The 19,500-nt window shown below is 53.6% G+C and carries 19 protein-coding genes and 1 riboswitch; of the genes, 16 read left to right on the plus strand and 3 right to left on the minus strand.

Annotated elements, in window-relative coordinates:
- The first annotated feature begins 271 nt into the window (after window positions 1-271).
- From F556_RS0124985 to F556_RS35135, 5 genes are all read left to right on the plus strand, one after another.
- On the plus strand, window positions 272-1,939 hold the full coding sequence (locus F556_RS0124985; RefSeq protein WP_020619742.1) for a GspE/PulE family protein: 1,668 nt from the start codon (window positions 272-274) through the stop codon (window positions 1,937-1,939).
- Between the two features lie 49 nt (window positions 1,940-1,988).
- On the plus strand, window positions 1,989-3,035 hold the full coding sequence (locus F556_RS0124990; RefSeq protein WP_020619743.1) for a type IV pilus twitching motility protein PilT: 1,047 nt from the start codon (window positions 1,989-1,991) through the stop codon (window positions 3,033-3,035).
- A gap of 36 nt (window positions 3,036-3,071) precedes the next feature.
- Entirely contained in the window at window positions 3,072-4,280 is a 1,209-nt protein-coding gene (locus F556_RS0124995) for a type II secretion system F family protein (RefSeq protein WP_020619744.1), read from the plus strand.
- Between the two features lie 110 nt (window positions 4,281-4,390).
- Window positions 4,391-4,786 carry a prepilin-type N-terminal cleavage/methylation domain-containing protein gene (locus F556_RS39100; protein WP_020619745.1) on the plus strand — a complete coding sequence of 132 codons (396 nt, stop codon included), beginning with the start codon at window positions 4,391-4,393 and terminating at the stop codon, window positions 4,784-4,786.
- A gap of 264 nt (window positions 4,787-5,050) precedes the next feature.
- The gene (locus F556_RS35135; RefSeq protein WP_020619746.1) at window positions 5,051-5,743 is read left to right on the plus strand and encodes a prepilin peptidase; all 693 of its coding nucleotides are present in this window, start codon (window positions 5,051-5,053) and stop codon (window positions 5,741-5,743) included.
- Between the two features lie 207 nt (window positions 5,744-5,950).
- Here the strand turns inward: F556_RS35135 and F556_RS0125010 are convergent, their stop codons facing one another.
- A complete protein-coding gene (locus F556_RS0125010; RefSeq protein ID WP_169447640.1) occupies window positions 5,951-6,538 on the minus strand; it encodes a PilW family protein in 588 nt (195 codons plus the stop codon).
- A gap of 17 nt (window positions 6,539-6,555) precedes the next feature.
- Entirely contained in the window at window positions 6,556-7,017 is a 462-nt protein-coding gene (locus tag F556_RS0125015; protein WP_020619748.1) for a type IV pilus modification PilV family protein, read from the minus strand.
- A 69-nt stretch (window positions 7,018-7,086) separates the two neighbouring features.
- Between F556_RS0125015 and F556_RS0125020 the strand changes: the two genes are divergently transcribed.
- From F556_RS0125020 to map, 10 genes are all read left to right on the plus strand, one after another.
- Window positions 7,087-9,189 carry a bactofilin family protein gene (locus F556_RS0125020; protein WP_020619749.1) on the plus strand — a complete coding sequence of 701 codons (2,103 nt, stop codon included), beginning with the start codon at window positions 7,087-7,089 and terminating at the stop codon, window positions 9,187-9,189.
- Window position 9,190: 1 nt separating this feature from the next.
- Entirely contained in the window at window positions 9,191-10,282 is a 1,092-nt protein-coding gene (gene pilM, locus F556_RS0125025) for a type IV pilus biogenesis protein PilM (protein ID WP_020619750.1), read from the plus strand.
- Entirely contained in the window at window positions 10,279-10,851 is a 573-nt protein-coding gene (locus F556_RS0125030) for a hypothetical protein (protein ID WP_020619751.1), read from the plus strand. The genes pilM and F556_RS0125030 overlap by 4 nt, the downstream gene beginning before the upstream one ends.
- 10 nt (window positions 10,852-10,861) lie before the next feature.
- Window positions 10,862-11,584: a hypothetical protein gene (locus tag F556_RS0125035; protein ID WP_020619752.1), complete on the plus strand. Its 723-nt coding sequence runs from the start codon at window positions 10,862-10,864 to the stop codon at window positions 11,582-11,584.
- Window positions 11,585-11,737: 153 nt separating this feature from the next.
- Window positions 11,738-11,827, plus strand: a riboswitch (cyclic di-GMP riboswitch).
- An 87-nt stretch (window positions 11,828-11,914) separates the two neighbouring features.
- Entirely contained in the window at window positions 11,915-13,789 is a 1,875-nt protein-coding gene (locus F556_RS0125040) for a flagellar assembly protein A (protein ID WP_020619753.1), read from the plus strand.
- A gap of 91 nt (window positions 13,790-13,880) precedes the next feature.
- Window positions 13,881-14,804, plus strand: a complete 924-nt coding sequence (locus F556_RS0125045; RefSeq protein ID WP_211222638.1) for an HD-GYP domain-containing protein — start codon at window positions 13,881-13,883, stop codon at window positions 14,802-14,804.
- Between the two features lie 82 nt (window positions 14,805-14,886).
- Window positions 14,887-15,465, plus strand: a complete 579-nt coding sequence (locus F556_RS0125050) for a hypothetical protein (protein ID WP_020619755.1) — start codon at window positions 14,887-14,889, stop codon at window positions 15,463-15,465.
- A gap of 186 nt (window positions 15,466-15,651) precedes the next feature.
- Window positions 15,652-15,846, plus strand: coding sequence for a hypothetical protein (locus F556_RS0125055; protein ID WP_020619756.1), 195 nt, complete (start codon window positions 15,652-15,654; stop codon window positions 15,844-15,846).
- 177 nt (window positions 15,847-16,023) lie between these two features.
- Window positions 16,024-16,209: a hypothetical protein gene (locus tag F556_RS0125060; RefSeq protein ID WP_020619757.1), complete on the plus strand. Its 186-nt coding sequence runs from the start codon at window positions 16,024-16,026 to the stop codon at window positions 16,207-16,209.
- Window positions 16,210-16,361: 152 nt separating this feature from the next.
- Window positions 16,362-17,126, plus strand: a complete 765-nt coding sequence (map, locus tag F556_RS0125065) for a type I methionyl aminopeptidase (protein WP_020619758.1) — start codon at window positions 16,362-16,364, stop codon at window positions 17,124-17,126.
- Here map and F556_RS0125070 read toward each other — a convergent pair.
- A complete protein-coding gene (locus tag F556_RS0125070; RefSeq protein WP_020619759.1) occupies window positions 17,123-17,902 on the minus strand; it encodes a hypothetical protein in 780 nt (259 codons plus the stop codon). The genes map and F556_RS0125070 overlap by 4 nt on opposite strands.
- A 496-nt stretch (window positions 17,903-18,398) precedes the next feature.
- On the opposite strand from F556_RS0125070, the gene coxB reads away from it, so the two are divergent.
- The gene (gene coxB / locus F556_RS0125075) at window positions 18,399-19,448 is read left to right on the plus strand and encodes a cytochrome c oxidase subunit II (protein ID WP_020619760.1); all 1,050 of its coding nucleotides are present in this window, start codon (window positions 18,399-18,401) and stop codon (window positions 19,446-19,448) included.
- The last annotated feature ends 52 nt before the right edge of the window (window positions 19,449-19,500 follow it).

The following is a 19,500-nucleotide window of genomic DNA, read 5'->3' on the forward strand; positions in this document are numbered from 1 at the left end:
TTTACTGAGAGCTGCCGATAAATAAATTATAATAGCTGATTTATAAAAAGTTATTCAAAAAGCAGATATTCGCTCAAAAAAATATAGTTCTTAGGTTCTATTAAAGGAATGTAAAATAGGTCTTGGGATGTTGACTTTCTCAGAATCATTTGATTTAATAGAAATAACTTCCAACCTAAGTCCCGTGACCTCCTTTTTATGGGCAATTTCATTCTCACCTTTCGACAAGCCGACAGTTCCTCAGAAGATTATTCCTTAAAGGGTGATGAATATGGCCACAACCCGCAAACGAATCGGCGACTTGCTCGTCGATGCTGGCGTCATCACGCCGGATCAGCTCCAGCAAGCCTTGCATCAGCAAAAAGAAATGAAGAAAAGACTGGGCGATGTCCTGATATCCGAGGGGTACATCTCGCAGCAGCAGTTCATCGAGGTGCTGGAGTTCCAACTTGGCATTCCGCATGTTCAATTGTTCAGGCAGAAGATTGAGCCGAAGATTATCGCACTCATCCCGCAGAAGATGGCAACCCTGCATGGTGTGCTGCCCCTGCGAGTGGATGGCGGCAAGCTGATCCTGGCCATGTCGGATCCACTGGATTATTTTGCAATCGATGAAATTCGTATCGCGACTGGTATGCGTGTGGACCCGGTTATCGCCTCCAAGGACGAGCTCACCCGTGCAATCAACCGTTACTATGGACTCCAGGAGACGATTGAGCAGATCAGTCAGACGCTGCAGGCCAAAGAGGTAGACTATGACCTGCCGCGTCAAGATGATGATTCACCGGTCGTCAAGACCGTCAACCAGATGATAACCCAAGCCGTCCAGCTCGGGGCCAGCGATATTCATCTGGATCCGCAAGAGGATAGCTTTCGCATCCGGTACCGTGTGGATGGCGTTATGCGAACCGAGCGAACGCTGCCGCCCAACATGCACGGCGTCATCACAGCCCGGATCAAGATTATGGCAGACATGAATGTCGCCGAGCGGCGACTGCCACAGGACGGACGTGTCGAACAGGAGGTAGACTATCGCAAGATTGATATCCGGATCTCGACGCTGCCGACCATTCACGGCGAGAAGGTAGTGATGCGGATCCTCGATCTTGGCAGTACGCTGACCGAGGTGGACAAGCTTGCCTTCTCGCCACGGAATGAAGAAGCTTTTTTGCGCAGCATCGAGGCGTCGTATGGCGTGGTCCTCATTACCGGTCCTACGGGCAGCGGCAAGACAACCACGCTGTATTCGGCGCTCTCTCATCTCAATCATGAAGATGTGAATATCATTACGATTGAGGATCCGGTGGAGTATCAGCTGGAAGGCATTAATCAGGTGCAGGTCAATCATGTAACGGATCTTTCCTTTGCCCGGGGACTGCGTGCCATCCTGCGGCAGGATCCCAACATTATCATGGTTGGAGAGATCCGGGACTATGATACGGCGGAGATAGCGATCCGGGCGGCGATGACCGGTCATCTGGTGATGAGTACGCTGCATACGAATAATGCAGTCAATTCCATCAGCCGGCTTATTGATATGGGAGTGGAGCCGTTCCTGATTTCATCAGCGGTCAATGCGATTGTGGCGCAGCGCCTGGTCCGGCTCAATTGTCCATCCTGCACAGCTTCGTATGAGCCAAGTAGGGACGAGCGGGAACTGCTGCAGCGCTACGAGATCGAGGCGACCCAATTACATAAGGGACAAGGCTGCAGTGAATGCGGACGTACGGGATACCGGGGACGACTGGCCATTCACGAAGTCCTGGTGATGGATGATGAGCTTCGTTCGATGATTTTGTCCAGGCGCTCGGACAGCGATTATCATCGCCACGCGCTCGCCCGTGGATTGGTGCCCATGATCGTTGACGGGCTGCGCAAAGCGGCAGACGGCAAGACAACAATCAGTGAGATTTTCCGTGTTATTAGTAAGGAAGACTAGCCTCTGCACGAACGCGGAGCAGTCAACTAGAAGAAAGAAGGAGACGGCTATGCATTCTGCAGAGACGCTGCTGCACATGGCCTGCCAGGCAGGCTCATCGGATATTCATCTGACTGTCGACTCGCCCGTCAAGCTGCGGGTGGACGGCAAGCTGAAGTCGATCGAAGGCGAGCATCTGAGTGCTGCGGACACCGCGCGCTATGCCAAGGAATTGCTCACCTCGGAGCAATATCAGAGCTTGCTGGAGCGGGGGGAGATTGATCTCTCCTACAGTCTGCCCGGCTTGTCGCGCTTTCGTATCAACGCCTACAAGCGCAAAGGCGCGCTGTCGCTGGCCATCCGTCTGATTCCGAGCCGCATCCCGGCATTGGAGGAGCTTGGGCTGCCGTCGATAGCAGAGCAATTCGCAGGCAAGCGACAAGGATTGGTTCTGGTGACCGGACCAACGGGAAGCGGCAAGTCGACTACCTTGGCAGCCATTATCGATTATATTAATCGGAACCGGAGTGACCATATTATCACCCTCGAGGATCCCATTGAGTTCGAGCATCATCACAAGCGCTGCATCGTCAATCAGCGTGAGGTGGGGACGGATACGGCCAGCTTTGCCACGGGCCTGCGGGCCGCGCTGCGGCAGGACCCCGAGGTGATTCTGGTTGGCGAGATGCGGGATCTGGAGACGATCAGTACGGCGATTACGGCAGCTGAGACGGGCCATCTGGTGTTCGGGACCTTGCATACGGCCGATGCGCCTCAGACGATTGATCGGATTATCGATGTGTTTCCACCCGCTTCTCAGCAGCAGGTACGTGTTCAGTTGGCAGCGGTGCTGCTCGGAATCATGGCGCAGCGCTTGCTGCCTGCAGCCGATGGCCGTGGCCGAGTGGCCGCCATAGAGACATTGGTTAATACTCCGGCCGTCGCCAATCTGATCCGCTCTGAGAAGGTGCATCAGATTCGCTCGATCATGCAGACCGGACGGGCGCAAGGCATGACAACGATGGAGAACGCGCTGCGTGAACTGCTCCAGCAAGGGCGCATTCTACCCGCAGAGGCCAAGCAGGCGTTGTTCGGCTTCGGAGAGCTGCACGCTTAGGGCACAACATCAGGTACAGACAGGAGGGAGCAGCCAATGCCCAAGTTCCGATACAAAGCCGTCAACGCTACCGGCAAGAAGATGACCGGAACGATCGAGGCGGCTTCTGAGCAAATTGCCCTGGATAAGCTTAGTGAGCAGCAGTTGTGGGCATCAAGCCTGACGGATCTGAGCCGTAGTCTACTCTACCGGGACATCGAACTGGGCGGGCCCCAGGTGAAGACGGAGCATTTCACCATTTTTTGCAGGCAGCTGGCGACGATGTATCGCTCGGGCATCAGCCTGGTGGAGGCCGTCCGAATCCTGAGTGAGCAATCGCCCGGCAAGCCCTTCCGCAAGATTCTGGCCGTGATTACGGCTGAGATGGAGGGCGGGACGGCATTCTCGGTTGCGGTAGCGGCCCATCCCAAGATCTTCACGCCGGTCTTCGTGAACATGGTACGGGCTGGTGAAGCGGGCGGTAATCTGGATGAGATGCTGGAGCGACTGGCGATCTTTTTTGAGAAAGAGCGTGCTACGCGGGAGAAGGTCAAATCCGCCATGGTGTACCCGGTCATTATGATGGTCATTATGGTGCTCGTCGTTACCTTCATGATGCTGTTCGTCATTCCGCGTTACGTCGAGAGCTTCGCCATGATGGAAATCGAGCTGCCACTGCCGACGGTCCTCATTATGGGGATGAGCAACTGGATGCAGACGTACTGGTACGCGCTCCTCTTGTTGCTGCTCCTGCCCGTACTGCTGCTCCGTGTGATTCGCGGAAACGAGCGGGCGAGCAGGGAGCTCGATTACTGGAAGCTGAGGGTGCCCGTCTTCGGTAAGCTCTGGCATAAGCAGGCCATCGCCCGCTTCAGTCGTACCTTCAGCTCGCTCTATGTGGCTGCGATTCCGATCCTGCCGAGCCTGACCATCGTCTCGCACGTGGTGGGCAACGCGGCGATTGGCAAGGTCATCTCCGACATCCGGGAGGAAGTCCGTAGCGGCAACTCGATCGCGGAGCCCCTGCAGGCCACCTGGCTCTTCCCGCCGATGGTCGTGCAGATGATCGCCGTCGGTGAGCGCTCCGGCTCCCTGGACACGATGCTGGAGAAGGTCGCAGACTTCTATGAGGCAGACGTCGACACTCTCGCCGACCGGCTCAAGGTGCTCCTCGAGCCCCTAATGATCGTCGCCCTCACCGGCGTGGTCGGCCTGATCGTCCTCGCCGTCCTCATGCCGTCGTTCAAGCTGATGCAGAATATGTAGTTGGGCTGTGGGACGTAGAATGAAAGCAAATCCCAGCACGCACCCGATAGGGAAGCCGCTGCTGATTTGATAAAGCATGATCAAGAACCAATTGAGAGGGGAACAACACAATGGTAAAAGCATTACGCAATCAAAAAGGGATCACACTCATCGAGCTTCTGGCAGTCATCGTCATTATCGGCATCGTCGCGGCCATCGCGGTCCCGGCTATTGGGGCAACGATTAAGAACTCGGAGAAGAAGGCTGATGACGCTAGTGTGACAATTATTAAGGAAACCGCAGTTCGTTATGCGATGGACAACGATAATTTATTTGCTAACAACAATACAGTGACAGTAAGTCTGAAAGACTTGGGGGATAAAGGATATTTGAATGCCGAACCTGAATTCAATGACAAGACGACATACCCTGATAATTCTTCTGTTTCAATTACTAGAGATCCAGAAAACGGAAGTTTTTCAGCGCGGTTTCCAAGTACAGCAAGTGTACCGGGCAGCGGTGGTTAATTTAGGAACCGGGCCCACGAAACCACAACCCCTTATTTACCCTTATTCCAACATTTTCGTTTTCTAAGGAAACTGAGCCACCTTATTTAAGTCATTTCTCTCAAAACGGTGCGATTTTGAACGAATAACATGTCTCAGTTTCGTAAGAATTTCTTTTCTGGAAATTTAGGCTCAATAAGAATCTGTAGTTTCGTTACAACTCCACAACACGCCCTCCCTGGGATACCACTCGGGGAGTAGCAGCACGAGAAAGGAGACAGCAGCATGTGGCTGGCGGTGATGGCGGGAATTGGCGGGTTGTTGATGGGTGGCGTGCTCAATCAGGTGGCTATGCGGTGGGATAGCCGATTTGGGGCGCTAGGCCGGAGCCCAGCAGCTACTAAGCCCCGCCACTATCTCTCCGGTCAGCTGGCTGCGCCAGTTGTTTACGTCATCTCTGCCGCCTCGCTCGGGCTGGTGGCTGAGCTGGTGCCGCTGCTGTTTTTTGTCTCGATTTTACTCGTGATTGTACAGACCGATCTGGCAGAGCGAATCATTCCGGATCGTATAGTACTGATTGGAGTGGTTGGCTTGCTGCTGCTCAGGCTGTGGAGTCAGCCCCTCCCGTATTGGAATTACATCCTCGCCGCCTTGATTGGCAGCGGTGTGCTGCTCGTCATTGGAATCGTCGGAGAACGGCTGCTGGGCAAGGAGACGATGGGCGGCGGCGATGTGAAGCTGTACATCGTCATTGGGCTTATGCTGGGCATCAAGCTAACGCTGTTAAGCTTGTTTGTAGCAAGTCTGATTGGTCTGTTGGTTACTGTCGTGCTGCGTTTGGCAGGCAGGGGAGCGTATGGCGAACTGGTGCCTTTTGGGCCGTACATTGCGGTGGGGGCCTGGTGTGCTTATCTGTGGGGAGAAGGCTGGCTGCACGGCTACTTGGCGTGGGTCAGCAGGATGTTCAGTGTGGGGTAGTTTAAATCCACGGAGGGCTATGGCTGGGGCCGGGTGAAAACGCCGACCGGCAGGCTCGTAGACTGCTTAAATAGGTGAATGGTTAACCCATTATACAATAAACGCCATTCATGATTAACGGCATCTACGTTTCATCCCGTTGATCATTCATGGCGTTTGTCATTCACTCGGTTTGTTATTCATCCTATTAGTCATAAACGCTGCGAACTAGAGAGATTCGTTGGTATAGACGACAGTAGAGAGGGTGTGCTGTTGGTTATTGGGCAGATCCATCGTCAGTTCGAGCTCGATCCGACCATTGGCAGCAACCGTGATCTGCATGTTGGCTACGTGCTCGGAGAACACATGGCTCGTCAGTGATCCTAGCTGACCTTGGTCATCTGCTAGTCGCTGCTCGACGCTGAACTGTCTGGATGCGCGGTCCCATGTGTAGTGAACATAGGCATCGTGATCCCCGTGCAGCCAGAGCTCCTCTGAGGACGTCTGGGAGGCCTGCATCGTGCCACGCGCGGACCTGACCATATGCTGGATAATATCACGCGATTGCTGGAGGACGACCTCCCGCGTCTGCACCTGAGCCGCACTGGAGTGGGTCTGATTCACCAGATAGAAGAGGGTACCCAAGACGAGCGTCGTCAGCACGAGGGCTGCCAGCACCTCAATCAGGGTAACGCCCCTCTGCGAGGCCGCGAAGCGATACAAGCCCCCGCCTTTGTACTGGCTTGGTTCTGGTTTGGAGCTTGCTTCCCCTGCGGTGGAGGGCGCCAACGTCTTCATTTTGAGAAGCTGTTTCATTTCAGATCCCTCCATCCTTAATCAACCTCCAGATAAGCCTGCAGCTCATAAGGCTTATTCTTGCCCGGTGATTCGCAATAGATCGTAATCTGCTTGAAGCTGCTGTCCAGCTCCATTGTATCGTCCCCCGTCCCGACAGCAGGGAGTCCTCCTGAGGCGGAAGAGATGGACAACGTATATTGGACTTGTGTCGTGTCCGGATAGTACAGCTTGATCGGAGAGCTCGTGCCTTCCCGTAGCTGATCAAGGTCGACAACCTGATCATAGATGGCTATGGTGCGGAGAGCCGGATCGCTCAGATGACCGCGCAGCTCCTCCATGACCGTGCGGGTGATCTGGACCGACTGATCGATCTGCTCGTTGTCCTTGGAGAAGACGGTGGACTGCTGGAGAGCATATGTAATTGTCAAAATGGCGACGGCCAGCAGCGCGACCGATCCCAACACTTCAATGAGCGTAACGCCGCGTTGATTATTCATGGGTGAAGACACCTCACATGCCATAACATTTGTTACTTCTAACAATAAGGGACAAGGAGAGGATTGGCAATGCATAATTCGATACGATCCGACAAGGGCAATACACTCTTGCTGGTCTTTGCGCTCATTGTCATGCTCTCCTTGCTGGTGACACCGCTGCTTGCCTACATAAATACGGGGATGCTGCAATCCGTGACGGGCGGGAATACGGAGAAGGCCTACGCCAAATCAAGCTCGGCTGCAGCGATCTTCAGCCGGGTGTACCGGGAGCTCTATTACAAGCATGAGGGCTACCTGGAGGAAGCTCAGGTGATCCAGCTTGCTGAAGAAATTGCTGCCATTTCTCAGCTGGACGTGCAGCAGTCGTTGATTCGGGATGCCGAGGGTGGATTGACGGCGGTTGAGTTCACTGGACAAGGCGGATCAGGGAGGTTAATCCGGGACAGCGCAGCACGGGTCAGACTGCAGCCGTTCGTCAGTCCGCCGATTGAACCTGAGCCTGAGCCCGAGCCCCCAGATCCCGGCGGACCTGGTCCCGTAGACCCCGGGCCTGTCGATCCCGGCCCCGGTGATCCGCCCGATGAGCCCGGCCCTGGGACACCGCCTGAGCCAGAACCGCCTTCAGAGGGCGGCGCCACCGGCCGGGAGTTCTATTTTACCCGAGCCGTGGTGAATGACAATGCTGTGCACAATCAGAACTATTCCCGCTGCGGTAGCGGGCTGCCGCCTACCGTCCAATTCATGGACAATACGTATGATCGGGCGTTGTACCGCGAAGAGTTCGAACTGTATGCGTCTTACTATCTTGAGCGGCTCTATGGCGATGCCTTGAATCGTCAGAGCGGCAAGCCGGAGATCATATCTCCGCTTCAGGTGCCTCCAGTTACGGTGGATGTACCGAATACGATCACAGAAACCCAAACTCGGATCATCCGGGAGTCAGGAGCAGGGCTCAGCTATGCGGGACATGTTACGTTCGGTGATACCTATAAGCCAATTGTGATCTCACCCTATGCTGACAAAAGGGCGCTAACCGCAGCTGGTAATGTCACCTTCGACGGATATGTGGAGCAGGCTACGTTCGCGGGCAGCGTGCATGTCGGCGGTAGTTTCCGCGCGGATGGCAAGAAGCTCGTTGTGCAGGGGGATCTAATCGTTCGCGGAGACATGACGCTCGGCCAGATTGGAGACGAAGTCATTATCGAAGGGGATCTGATTGTGGGCGGCAAGCTGAGCGTAAGCGGCCGCAAGCTGACCGTGCTGGGCAATATCCGCGTCGGAGGTCAGATGGACATTATGCAGATCTACAACGAAATGACGGTAGGCGGCAGCATACAGGTACAGGGGCATGCGGCGTTCAACAACAATATGGAGAAGCTGACGGTCAGAGGCGATCTGATCTCTGCCGGCCGTCTTACTTTCCCTAGAATCGGCAGCATGACGGTCGAAGGCTCGATTAGCGCGCAGAGCGATTTGACCTTCAGCGGCTACGTGGCCGAGTTCACGGTGGGACGTTGGCAGTCAGGTGTCATTGTCGCCGGTTCACCGGCTGGTTCGCTGATTTCCGGTACGCAGCTGACTATGAACGGCACCGGGACGATGCGAGTAAGCGGGAATCTGAGCGCACCAGTCGTTACGTTTCGCGGCGAGGTCAAGGTAGTCAAGGTCGGCGGCTCGCTTATAACGAACAGTGGCATAACGGTTGCCTCAGAGATTGTGGATTGGCAAATTGGCGAGCATCTGGTTGTCGGTGGTACCATTGATCTGCGCTCCATGCGGCTGCTGCAGGTTGGCAAGTCGGTTTTTACAGGCGAGCGTCTGATGTTTGCGGATGTGAAGGATGCAGTGACAGTGGGGGGCTCCATTATTGCCAAAGGCGATATCCGCTTCACGAATACCGTATCTCGCGTCGAGGTTGGCAAAGATATGATCAGCTATGGCTTGATCAGCTTTGAGACCATCTCCCGCACCTTGCGAACTGATGGTTTTCTGATGGCGCTGCAGGACATCGCCTTCAACAACAATATAAGTAATGCTACCAACCGGCTGGGAGGCTTCTACGCGGGGAACCGGACGATCTTCCCGAACTGGTATCAGTGGGGAGCAGGCAAGGACACGGTGTGCATTCAGTACAAGACACCTGACATCCAGATTGTGAGCAGAGGTGAATGACATGAGCCAGACATGGTGGAAGCGATGGAGCGGCGGCTATACCGCACTGGGACTGGAAATAGCGGATGAACATGTGCGCATCTGCGAGGTACAGGAGAAGCAGGGGCATATCCGGGTTCTCAATTATGTATCCGAGCCTCTGCCGCCAGGTGCGATGCATGACGGACGGATCGTAGATGCCGAAGCGTTGGCTGCGGCACTGAACAACGTAGCGAAGTCAGTCAAATGGAGCAATCGTTCCGTCCATCTGGCGCTGCCCAGTCAATCGGTCATGATTCGGATGATTCGAATGCCGGATGTACCGGAAAAAGAGATGCGGAAGCTGATTCAATTTGAACTCGAGCACAAATTACACCTGCCCTTTGAAGAGCCCAGCTTCGACTTTGTGATCCAGCCGCTCAGACAACCTGCCGAAGAAGAAGCACCCATCGGGACCGACACAAGTTGGCTGGCAGGCGGAGAGGAACAAGAGGCAGTGGCAGCCCAATTGCGGGACGTAATGCTGCTGGCCGCACCCATGGAATTGCTTCATACCTATTCGCAGCTGATTGAGGGTGCTGGACTAAGACCCGTCAGCATGGAGGTGAAGGCCTTTTCCCTGCTTCGGCTAACCCAACATGCCCGGATGGAACAAAGCGGAGTCTGGCTGCTGGTAGACGTCAAGCAGGAAAACTGTGATCTCTCCATTGTGGATCAGGGGATTATTAAGGTGACCCGGAACATCGAAATTCGGTTTGGCCACCCGGAGACAGCTGCTACAGCTGCAGAAGCAGAAGATGATCCCTTCTCGGCCTGGACCAGTCCAGAGCAAACGTTTCAGAACGCGGCGCAGGAGCTGATCTCCGAGCTGGAGCGGCTCATTAACTTCTACCGCTATTCCCTTCATCACCGGGAAGAACAATTTCATGCGGTTGTCGTGACTGGTGACATCGGGGACATGGAACGGCTAACAGATGTGCTGACACAAGGCATGACCCAGCAGGTCATTCGACTGGCTTGGAGTAGCTTGGAAGCAGCTGAGCGAGCAGAGATGTGGGATATTTCCCGATATGCTGTTCCATTGGGACTGGCATTAAGGGGGAATCAGCGATGATAAGGCCAATCAATCTGCTGCCCCGCAAGCCTTTCTACGTGCGGTACCGACTCCATTTGCAAGTAGGGATCGGACTGTTGACCGTGCTGCTGCTAGCTTGGCAGGGGGTGCTGCTCCATACTTGGAGCTCAGAGCGCGAAGGGACAGTCAGGCAGCTGGCAGCCCTTGCCGAGGAGCGAGCCACGCTGGAGAGCCAGCTGCTCGCCTTGCCGCCCGCACAGGAACAGGCAGATTTAACAGCGATGCTCGGGCGTCTGGAGTCAGGCCGACAGGATTGGCTGTCTGTACTGGCGCCGCTGATCGAGCCGCTCCCGGCAGACGCAATGATTACCAATATGGGGATCAATGAAGCTGGAGAGCTGAGTGCTGAATATGAATTTGACAATGAGCAGGCGGCGCTGGCTTTTGTCCGTTCGGTTGAGCAGGTGCCCCTGTTTTCACAAGTGTACGTCAGTACCTTGAAGCCGGATACGAGCAGGCAGGTGACACCGGCAGGCGGAGGCGAATCGGTACAGGTCATCCGGTTAATTCTGTCTATGATGCTGGCAGACCCTACAACAGGAGAGTGAGGCGAGGACGATGTCCCATTTACAAACGCTCAGGGAACGGCTGCGCAGCAAGCATGCGCCTACGCTCCTGTTCGCTACTGCCGGATTGGCGCTGTTCGCGCTGGTGATCCTGCTGCTGTGGGTCGTACTGCCGCAAGCCAGAGAACGGGCGTCTATGACATCGGAGCTCCGCGTTCTGGAGCAGGAGGTCGGGATGTTGCGTCAGGAGGCGTCCACTCGGGGCGTGGGCAGTGAGTATGACGAGTTGGCTTCACGTCTGCCAGAGGGCCTGGATGTTGCAGGCATGCTGGATGAGATCATGGAATTGGCCGAGGCCTCGGACGTGCAGCTTCAGGATATGAAACAGAACAAGCCAGATATGCAGCTGAACAATGGGTCATCAGCTATGGAAGCTGCTGTGGAACTCACCCTGAGTGGATCGCTGACCGGGATGCTGCAGATGCTGGACCGTATTCATCAATCGGAGCGGCTGTATGCAGTAAAATGGTGGAATTATCGGCAGCTGGCTGCCGGAGAGACAGATGTCATGGCTTTTGAGCGTGCCTCCGTGTCCCCAGTAGCTGGTGATGCGACTGCCGGTGCATCTGGACCGGCGATAGCCACCGGGAGCCGCTATGCAATGACCCTGCTGGTCACCGGTTATGGGCGATCCTCCGGAGGATCAGCCTATGATGCTGAGGCCGCCCGGGCAGCTCTCACCGAGCGTTTTCCAGAGCTGAAGATGGCAGACTAAAGGCATAGGAGTGTAGGCTATCATCGCATGGCAATTATTATGTGAATTGGCGATTGACACCATTTTCAGGGTTGTCTATAATACTTATATACTATCATGTCGAAATTTGGCGTGAATTGAATGGTTATAAAGTACTACATCATATGAATTCTACTGCGAAAAAGGCAAACCCGGCGAAAGCCGGGGACGCAAAGCTACAGACCTAAGGAGTCCTCGGACTCTATCGGTGGCTGAGTTACCGAATAGTAGGGACTAGCCGAACAGCAACGCTATCCCTGTCTATAGGGGTTGGCTTTGCTGTTTATTTTGCGTGGAAGGAATGTGATTCCCATGTCTTCTCGGATGTCGGAAGACCAGTTATTCGAGCTGATTAATGAGCTTGATCTTGAAGAGAATCAGGGAGCCTTGCGTGAACCGCAGACGGGTCCCTCTATTGGCATGCGCGCTTACCTGAAGGTAGAGGACAATCGTATTGAGTTAGTCTCGACAGGGGAGACAGGGGAAGACCCGTATATTGAAGCAACTGCTCCTGTATTGCTCAAGATTAACGGGGATGTGGTGCAGGGCAGACGGCAGGTCCGTCCTGGTGATCAAGTGCAGTGGGAGCTTGAGGAGATGCCGCAGTACAAGATTAAATTCGCACCGGACCGGATGCGTGCCTGGTTTGTTCTGATCGCCCGGGAGCGTCACCTCTTACAGCTGGAAGACACAACAGTGAGTACGGATCTGATGGTGAAGGCTGTACAGGTCCCTTATGCACTCCCCGTGAGACTGACGCTGATTGATATTGTGCCAGAGCTGGAGCAATATTCGCTGGTTCATGTCGACTATCAAGCCATTCAGCGCGAGCTTGACCGTCCGTCCTTTCAACCCGTCCTCATTACAATGGGCAAAGAACCGACACAGGGCAGGGATGCCGCGCTGGAGATTTTTTTCAATGAACAGATTGTCAGCGAATTTGAAGAGGTCAATGGGCTGATTGATTACCGCAACCACCTGAAGATCCCGTCGGTCAAAGGGGGAGACCTCGTAGCCCGCAAAATTCCGCTGATCCCCGGCACCCCGGGTTATGATGTCTTTGGTACGCCAATTGATCCGCCGCGTCCCAAGGACATCATGCTGGTCGCCAAAAATCACATCCGATTGGCGCATCATGAAGCTTATGCCCTCAAGGAAGGGCGTCCACGGATTACCGGAGAGCGCATCAAGCTGATTGACATTACAACGACACATGTCGTTCCGGGCGATGTCGATATGAAGACGGGTAATATTGTCTTCTCCGGTGACGTGATTATTTATGGCAATATTACGGACGGCATGATTGTGGAAGCGCTCGGCGATATTTATGTGATGGGCAATGTGTACCGGGCAACCGCAACGGCTACTGGCAGTATCTATATAAAAGGAAATGCTATCGGCAGTCATTTGTACTCCGGCCACTATGGCGTCTTGTTCAACCGACTCTGCACCCACTCCAGCAGTCTGAACAGTCAACTTCAGCTGTTGCGCGGTACGATCAAACAATTGGGAACCATGGCGGAATCCCGTGGGCAGTCGGTATCGACCAGGCAGATGTTCCAGCTGTTGCTGGAAACCAAATTCAAACAAATTCCCCTTACCATCAAAGAAATTCTGCTCTGCATCTCCAATATACAGCAGATTCAGAACGGTCAGTTAGGGGAGCTGAAGAACAAACTGCTGGAGCTGATGCAGCGCCCCATCATGGTCGAATTCAATCTGAATAAGATGCTCGACGAACTACAGTTCATTCTGATCGAAACCGTTGACTCCATCAAGCGTTGCGAGGAAATGGAAGTGCGTACAGAGCTGGAGCAGTGCAACATGACCAGTATTATGTCGGGAGGCGATATTGTTATCAAGAAGCAGGGGGTTGTACAGAGCCAGCTCTTCTCCAAAGGCAATATTGTCTTCCATGAACCGGACTCGGTCTGCCGGGGGTCGCAGCTAGAGGCGGAAGGCTCCATCTCTGCGATGATCGTCGGCGGCAAATCGGGGGGCAGTACGCAGCTCAAGGCCGGCGAAAAGGTGGTCGTCTCCCGGCTCTATGAAGGCCGGGTGGTGGTCGGTCGTTTTGCCCAGGATATCCTGGAACCCGTCGAGCATGTGGAATTTCGCGTGCGACAGAATCGAATAGTGATGAACTCTATATCTGACAGAAACGGAGAATCGGATCGTGTGTGCTGACCAATGGACCCGCAATCACCCCTATATAGGGCGTTGTTTCAACAAAAATGTGTATACGAAACAAAATGTACTCGCCTGGCCGGCCCATACGATGATCACGGAACAAGTGCTGCGCAAACTGTATGCTTTGGGCGTTGAGCTGCACGAGGAGGATGTGGAGCCGCACTCGCATACCATTGACCGGGTTGTGGAGCATGCAATGAGTGAAATGAAGGATATCTTTCATTTTGCCAGAGAAGACGGCCAACTCGTTGTCGATGATATTAGAACCCGGGTCGTACCGATGATCCGTCAAACCGCAGAGGCGGGGATGCTCTATCAACTGCTGAACAAGCTGCAGCTGGAGGATGACGTGACATGCAGGCATAGCATTGCAGTTGCCATGGTCGGGGTGCTAATCGGGCAGTGGCTGCGATTGGACGATGAACAGCTCGCTCTGCTCGCAACAGCTGGTCTGCTGCACGATGTAGGTAAGCTGCATGTCCCGGCCGAGATTCTGAATAAACCCGGCAAACTAACGGCAGAGGAATTTGCAGAGATGAAGCGGCACACGCTCTATGGCTATGAAATGCTGCGTGGGCAAGAAGGCATTGATGAGCCGATTGCGCTGGTAGCACTGCGTCATCATGAACGGATGGATGGCAGCGGATATCCCTATGGCTTGCAGGGCGAGTTGATTGATCTGCCCAGCCGGATCATCGCAGTCGCTGATGTGTTTCATGCCATGCTGTCCAAGCGGGTCTACAAGAATGAGTTGCCCTTCTACCAGGTGATCAAGGAGATTGGGCAATCCGCTTTTGATCAGTTTGATGCCCGTGTCGTAACCGTGTTCTCCCGCAAGATGATGGAGACAATGATCGGCAGCCAGGTCATTCTCAGCGATGGACGAATTGGTACCGTGTTATCCGTGCATCCTCATGATCCTGCTAATCCGCTGGTGCGGACGGGAGAGCAGTTTATCGATTTAAGCTCGGTTCAGGAACTCAATATTGTCCATTTTGTGCCAACCCCATAATTTGCGTTTCGAATGTGTGCCAGCGAGTTAATATATGAAGTAGAACTAACGACAACACACGAAACGAAAGAGGATGCGTGAGATGAGAAAATGGCTCGGACGACTGCTAATGCTAATTTTAGTGTTAATTGTATTGGCCGGTCTGGGCGTATGGGGTGCCCTGCGTTACGCAGCTCCCCAAGAGGAATTGGACCTGACCGCTCAGCCAATCAGGCTCGACAACAAAGCGCAAGATTTAATTACATCTGGCGAATTGGCGCTCGAGTTGACCGAGTCGGATGTGGAGTCGTTGATCAAGACCCAGCTTCAGGAGGATCCGCAATTGGCTCCGGATGTGCTGCTGACTGGCGCACGTATCGAGCTGTCGACGGACCGGTTGATTGCCCATGTCAATCTAAAATACCGGGATCAGATTCCTGTTGGCGCGGTGGCTACGTATCGACTGGCTTGGGAGCACCCTAATCTGGTAGCCATACCGGAGGGGCTACACATCCGTTCGATTCGTCTGCCCTACACGATGCTGGATACGATTCGCGTGCCAGTTGCCGGGCAGTTGCCCAATTTCCTGGAGATTGGGGAGGTGACGTTTGAGACGGACTCGATCCGGTTCGAGCTGGAGAGCGATGTGAATCTTCAGGATTTGCTGGACCTCCTTCCCTGAGATCGTCTGAGCTGGATTGTTCGGCTGTTGGGACAAGCTGGCAGGTTTTGCGACTAGGAAGCGCATCCTCCGAGCGATGGACACATATAATGATACGGACCTCCGATTGAAACGTTTGTGTCTTTTTTGCTATAATTATCGTTATATAAATCGGGCATGATAAGCTGGACGAGGAGGCGATGGAACATGGTGGAAGGATGGATTACCTGGGTACTGGTAGCGTTCGGTATTATCGTGGCCATTGCCGGCGTCTATGCTTACTTTCGCTTGATCTCCGCAACTTCAGTCGACCAGCAAACGTCTAATAAGGAGGAGCAGCGTCAAGTGCCAGATCGGGAGGAACAGACGGCGCAACACTTTTCCGACCGCAAGGAAGGGTAGGCGGGCAACTGTCGGTCTGTTCATTAGGCCGAAGAAATGGTATAATGGTGGCAGATAACTTAACTTAGTCCATGGATTACCTTCACAAACGTGTGGATCGCTTGAACTGAAAGATGTGTTGTGTATACTCGTACATTGCATTAGGACGACCATCCGACATAAACGGGAGGGGATTTCATGGCCAAACGAAGCCATAATGAAGTCAAGGACAGTCTGAGTGAATTAACGAGAATTTTTCAGCCGAAAGACCCCAAAAAATTTGTTAAGGATTATATCCGCAAATACCGGATCACCGGCGGATACGAAGAAGAGCTGACGATGCTTGTTGAGCGAGAGATGGGCAAGATGAATTCGGTCGGTTAAACCGCCGTGTGCGATAACCCAATATAATAGGTTGAACCGCATCGCTAGCGATGCGGTTTTCTTTGCTTTCTACTAGCTATAGTTCCTTAACTCATGGATATTTGCTTCGACTTCCGAATAGCGTGGGATAAAGCGGTATAGGAGGTCGAGGAATGGGGAAAGCAAAGACTACTGAGGAAATCAGACGAATCGCCAAAGCTGGACAAATCGTTGCCGCGTGCCATCGTGAAATTGAACGGCGTTTGAAGCCTGGCACCACGACGGCAGACATTGACCGCTTCGTAGAAGGCTATATTCAGCAACGCCAAGGGAGAGCTGCGCAAAAGGGCTATAAGGGCTATCCCTATGCAACTTGTGCTTGCGTCAATGATGTCGCCTGTCATGGTTTTCCTGATGAAAAGCCGTTGCAAGCCGGAGATCTTGTAACGATCGATCTCGTAGTGGATTACAAGGGCTGGCTGGCGGATTCCGCCTGGAGCTATGCCGTAGGTAAAGCAGACCCTCGTGGGACCTATCTGCTCCGCACGGCGAAGCAGGCATTATACCATGGCATCGCGGCAGCGAAATCGGGCCATACCATCGGCGATATCGGTCATGCCATGGCCTCGTTCGTCCAGCGCAGTGGTTGTCAGATCATCCCGGGCTTCGTGGGCCATGGAATTGGGCGGGCACTGCACGAGCCCCCGCAGGTGCCTCCTTCCGGCACGGCCGGAACGGGTGCGAAGCTGATGGAGGGCATGGTGCTGACCATTGAACCCATTGTGACATTAGGTAAACCTGAAGTGTGGATTGCGCCCGATGGCTGGACCGTCCGGACACGTGATGGGATGAGGACCGCTCAGTTTGAGCACACCGTCGCAATCGGCAAGGAGGGGGCACGGATTTTGACCCGTCTTCCGAAGCGAGCAGCTCGTTAATCCTGAGCAGCTGCTTGTTCTTTCATTTGTCTCAGGCGCAGCGGCACAACAGTGCCTTCGCCAAACTCATAATCGACGAGCTTGTTGAATTCGGTCAAATATGGCTGCAGGGGACGTCCCATCCAGGTTTCCCGTGCATAGTCAACCAGTTCGTTCACAAAATGGCGGTTTGCCGAGATATGGACTTCCTGAACGTAAGGGCTGAGCTGGCGCAGCTTGACCGCAACCGTCTGCTTTAATTCGGCAGAGATCATCTCATGATCGCTGACGGAGAAATAGGAATTGTAGGGCCTGACGAGATCCCGGTTATCCCAATATGGACTACCATTTTCAATATTGTAGACGCCTTTAGTTGTTCCGGTGTTGTTCTGCTCTCGCATCTTCTCTCCGCCAGCCCGCTTGGTACCAAGGGCTGTCCAGTCAAGAACCAGGCCAACATAAGCATTTTTATCCGTAAGCATGACCACAGCTGCTGCAATGCCCTGAGTTTTAGATAGTTTTCTGGATAACATATAACTGTATTCCACATGGCTGTTGTTGTGACGATCCGGTTGATTGCCAACAGGTCCGAACATCCGGCTGCCCATCATTTTGGGATCGTCTGCCTGCTGAGAGCCATAATCATATTCGCTGTCCTGAACTTTTCGGGTATAATTGCAACCGCTCGCGAGCGCAAGCGTCACACACACCGCCATCATGCAGATGAGTAATCGGCGCCAGCCACTGTGATTGTTGTCACAATCGGTTCGACAGGGATCGTCAAGGGTATTATTCATGCAGGGCCCTCCTTATGTCATACTGGATAGGCTTAGGGTACACAGCATCGATTGAAATAATGCGCCGGGACAGCATACATAATTGACCATGGAATCGGTGCACAATGAAAGAAGAGAAAGGGCCCTGCGTCGTCTCTCAGGCCGTCTGCCGAGGCTTGAAAAACCGCTGATTTGACAGCTTTGAGAACAATTTGTGAACTGTGGTGTGATCATTGACAAAAGGGGGCATCAACTTTATATTTAATAAAGTGATTCTGTTTGCTGGGATAGCCATGTCATCTGGGTAAAACACGCAGTATGCTGCATGCCGCACACGCCATAAACAGGGCGGGCAACCGCTTCAACAATCGATAACGCTGTCGAGTCGTGACGACTCCGGCCCACAAGCTCCGCATAGTCGGGGCTAACGTTTTGTGGAGGCGGTTATTGGCTGTTGAGGTCTGCCGTCAGGCATTGCTCAGGCAACTGTAGAAAACGTTTAAAGTGGGGTAGATCAATGATGAAACGGTGGCCTGTAGTAACACGGCTTCTGCCTCTGCTGGCAGGGCTTGCGCTTCTGTTGTCCGCCTGCGGCCGGGAGGACTTGTCCGCGCTCAGACCGCAGGGGCCGGTAGCAAGAGAACAATTTGGACTTATGCAATTGTCGATTTCCATTATGGTTATCGTGGTCGTCGTAGTATTCGCGCTTGCGATCTATGTACTGATCCGTTTCCGTCGCCGCAAGGGAGATGATACGATTCCCGTGCAGGTCGAGGGTAACCACAAGCTGGAGATCATCTGGACCGTTATTCCTCTGATGCTGCTGGTCGTACTCGGCGTGCCTACCATTCAATCGGTATTCGGCCTGGCCAAGGACTACAGCCAAGATGAGAACGCAATACAGGTCAAAGTAACAGCTCATCAATACTGGTGGGAGTTTGAGTATCCGCAGTACGGAATTACAACTGCACAAGATCTGGTTATTCCGGAAGGCAAGATTATTTCGATCGAAGCGCAAACAGCTGACGTTATCCACTCGTTCTGGATTCCTTCGCTCGCAGGCAAGATCGACACGAACCCGGCTGGCAACGTCAACCGGATGTTCTTCCAAGCGGATCGGACAGGCGTATTCCTCGGCAAATGTGCGGAGCTGTGCGGACCTTCCCATGCCAACATGGACTTCAAGGTTAAAGCTGTAGACGAAGCTTCGTTCCAGCGTTGGACAACTGCTATGGCAGCCCCTGCGGTATTGCCTGAGGATCCTGCTGTTGCAGAGCTGTTGGCAAGCCAATGTCTGACTTGCCATGCGATTGGAGACCAAGGTATCTCGTTATATCCTGACCTTACAGGTATCGGTAGTCGGGAATCCGTAGCTGGTATTCTTGTGAATGTACCAGAGGGTGAAGCTGAGTACACGAACGAGGGTACTGTTTATGAAAACCTGAAACGCTGGCTTACAGATACTGAAGCCGTGAAACCGGGTAACCAAATGGGCCAAATGGACCTGACAGAAGAAGAAATTGATGCGCTTGCCAGCTACTTGGCGGAGCAGAAATTAGAATATTAATTAACGGTGTTAGAAGGAGGTACCTACTTTGGCTCATGGACACACGGTCAAG

Source organism: Paenibacillus daejeonensis DSM 15491 (assembly GCF_000378385.1).
Taxonomy (GTDB): Bacteria; Bacillota; Bacilli; order Paenibacillales; family Paenibacillaceae; genus Paenibacillus_D; species Paenibacillus_D daejeonensis.

What these genes read in the sequence shown, in the direction of transcription:
- F556_RS35135 (WP_020619746.1), top strand. Translation starts at nt 5,051, where the DNA reads ATGTGGCTGGCGGTGATGGCGGGAATTGGCGGGTTGTTGATGGGTGGC.
- F556_RS0125045 (WP_211222638.1), top strand. Translation starts at nt 13,881, where the DNA reads ATGATCACGGAACAAGTGCTGCGCAAACTGTATGCTTTGGGCGTTGAG.
- F556_RS0124985 (WP_020619742.1), top strand. Translation starts at nt 272, where the DNA reads ATGGCCACAACCCGCAAACGAATCGGCGACTTGCTCGTCGATGCTGGC.
- F556_RS39100 (WP_020619745.1), top strand. Translation starts at nt 4,391, where the DNA reads ATGGTAAAAGCATTACGCAATCAAAAAGGGATCACACTCATCGAGCTT.
- map (WP_020619758.1), top strand. Translation starts at nt 16,362, where the DNA reads ATGGGGAAAGCAAAGACTACTGAGGAAATCAGACGAATCGCCAAAGCT.
- pilM (WP_020619750.1), top strand. Translation starts at nt 9,191, where the DNA reads ATGAGCCAGACATGGTGGAAGCGATGGAGCGGCGGCTATACCGCACTG.
- coxB (WP_020619760.1), top strand. Translation starts at nt 18,399, where the DNA reads ATGATGAAACGGTGGCCTGTAGTAACACGGCTTCTGCCTCTGCTGGCA.
- F556_RS0125015 (WP_020619748.1), bottom strand. Translation starts at nt 7,017, where the DNA reads ATGAATAATCAACGCGGCGTTACGCTCATTGAAGTGTTGGGATCGGTC.
- F556_RS0125030 (WP_020619751.1), top strand. Translation starts at nt 10,279, where the DNA reads ATGATAAGGCCAATCAATCTGCTGCCCCGCAAGCCTTTCTACGTGCGG.
- F556_RS0125020 (WP_020619749.1), top strand. Translation starts at nt 7,087, where the DNA reads ATGCATAATTCGATACGATCCGACAAGGGCAATACACTCTTGCTGGTC.
- F556_RS0125035 (WP_020619752.1), top strand. Translation starts at nt 10,862, where the DNA reads ATGTCCCATTTACAAACGCTCAGGGAACGGCTGCGCAGCAAGCATGCG.
- F556_RS0125040 (WP_020619753.1), top strand. Translation starts at nt 11,915, where the DNA reads ATGTCTTCTCGGATGTCGGAAGACCAGTTATTCGAGCTGATTAATGAG.
- F556_RS0125010 (WP_169447640.1), bottom strand. Translation starts at nt 6,538, where the DNA reads ATGAAACAGCTTCTCAAAATGAAGACGTTGGCGCCCTCCACCGCAGGG.
- F556_RS0125060 (WP_020619757.1), top strand. Translation starts at nt 16,024, where the DNA reads ATGGCCAAACGAAGCCATAATGAAGTCAAGGACAGTCTGAGTGAATTA.
- F556_RS0124990 (WP_020619743.1), top strand. Translation starts at nt 1,989, where the DNA reads ATGCATTCTGCAGAGACGCTGCTGCACATGGCCTGCCAGGCAGGCTCA.
- F556_RS0125050 (WP_020619755.1), top strand. Translation starts at nt 14,887, where the DNA reads ATGAGAAAATGGCTCGGACGACTGCTAATGCTAATTTTAGTGTTAATT.
- F556_RS0124995 (WP_020619744.1), top strand. Translation starts at nt 3,072, where the DNA reads ATGCCCAAGTTCCGATACAAAGCCGTCAACGCTACCGGCAAGAAGATG.
- F556_RS0125055 (WP_020619756.1), top strand. Translation starts at nt 15,652, where the DNA reads ATGGTGGAAGGATGGATTACCTGGGTACTGGTAGCGTTCGGTATTATC.
- F556_RS0125070 (WP_020619759.1), bottom strand. Translation starts at nt 17,902, where the DNA reads ATGAATAATACCCTTGACGATCCCTGTCGAACCGATTGTGACAACAAT.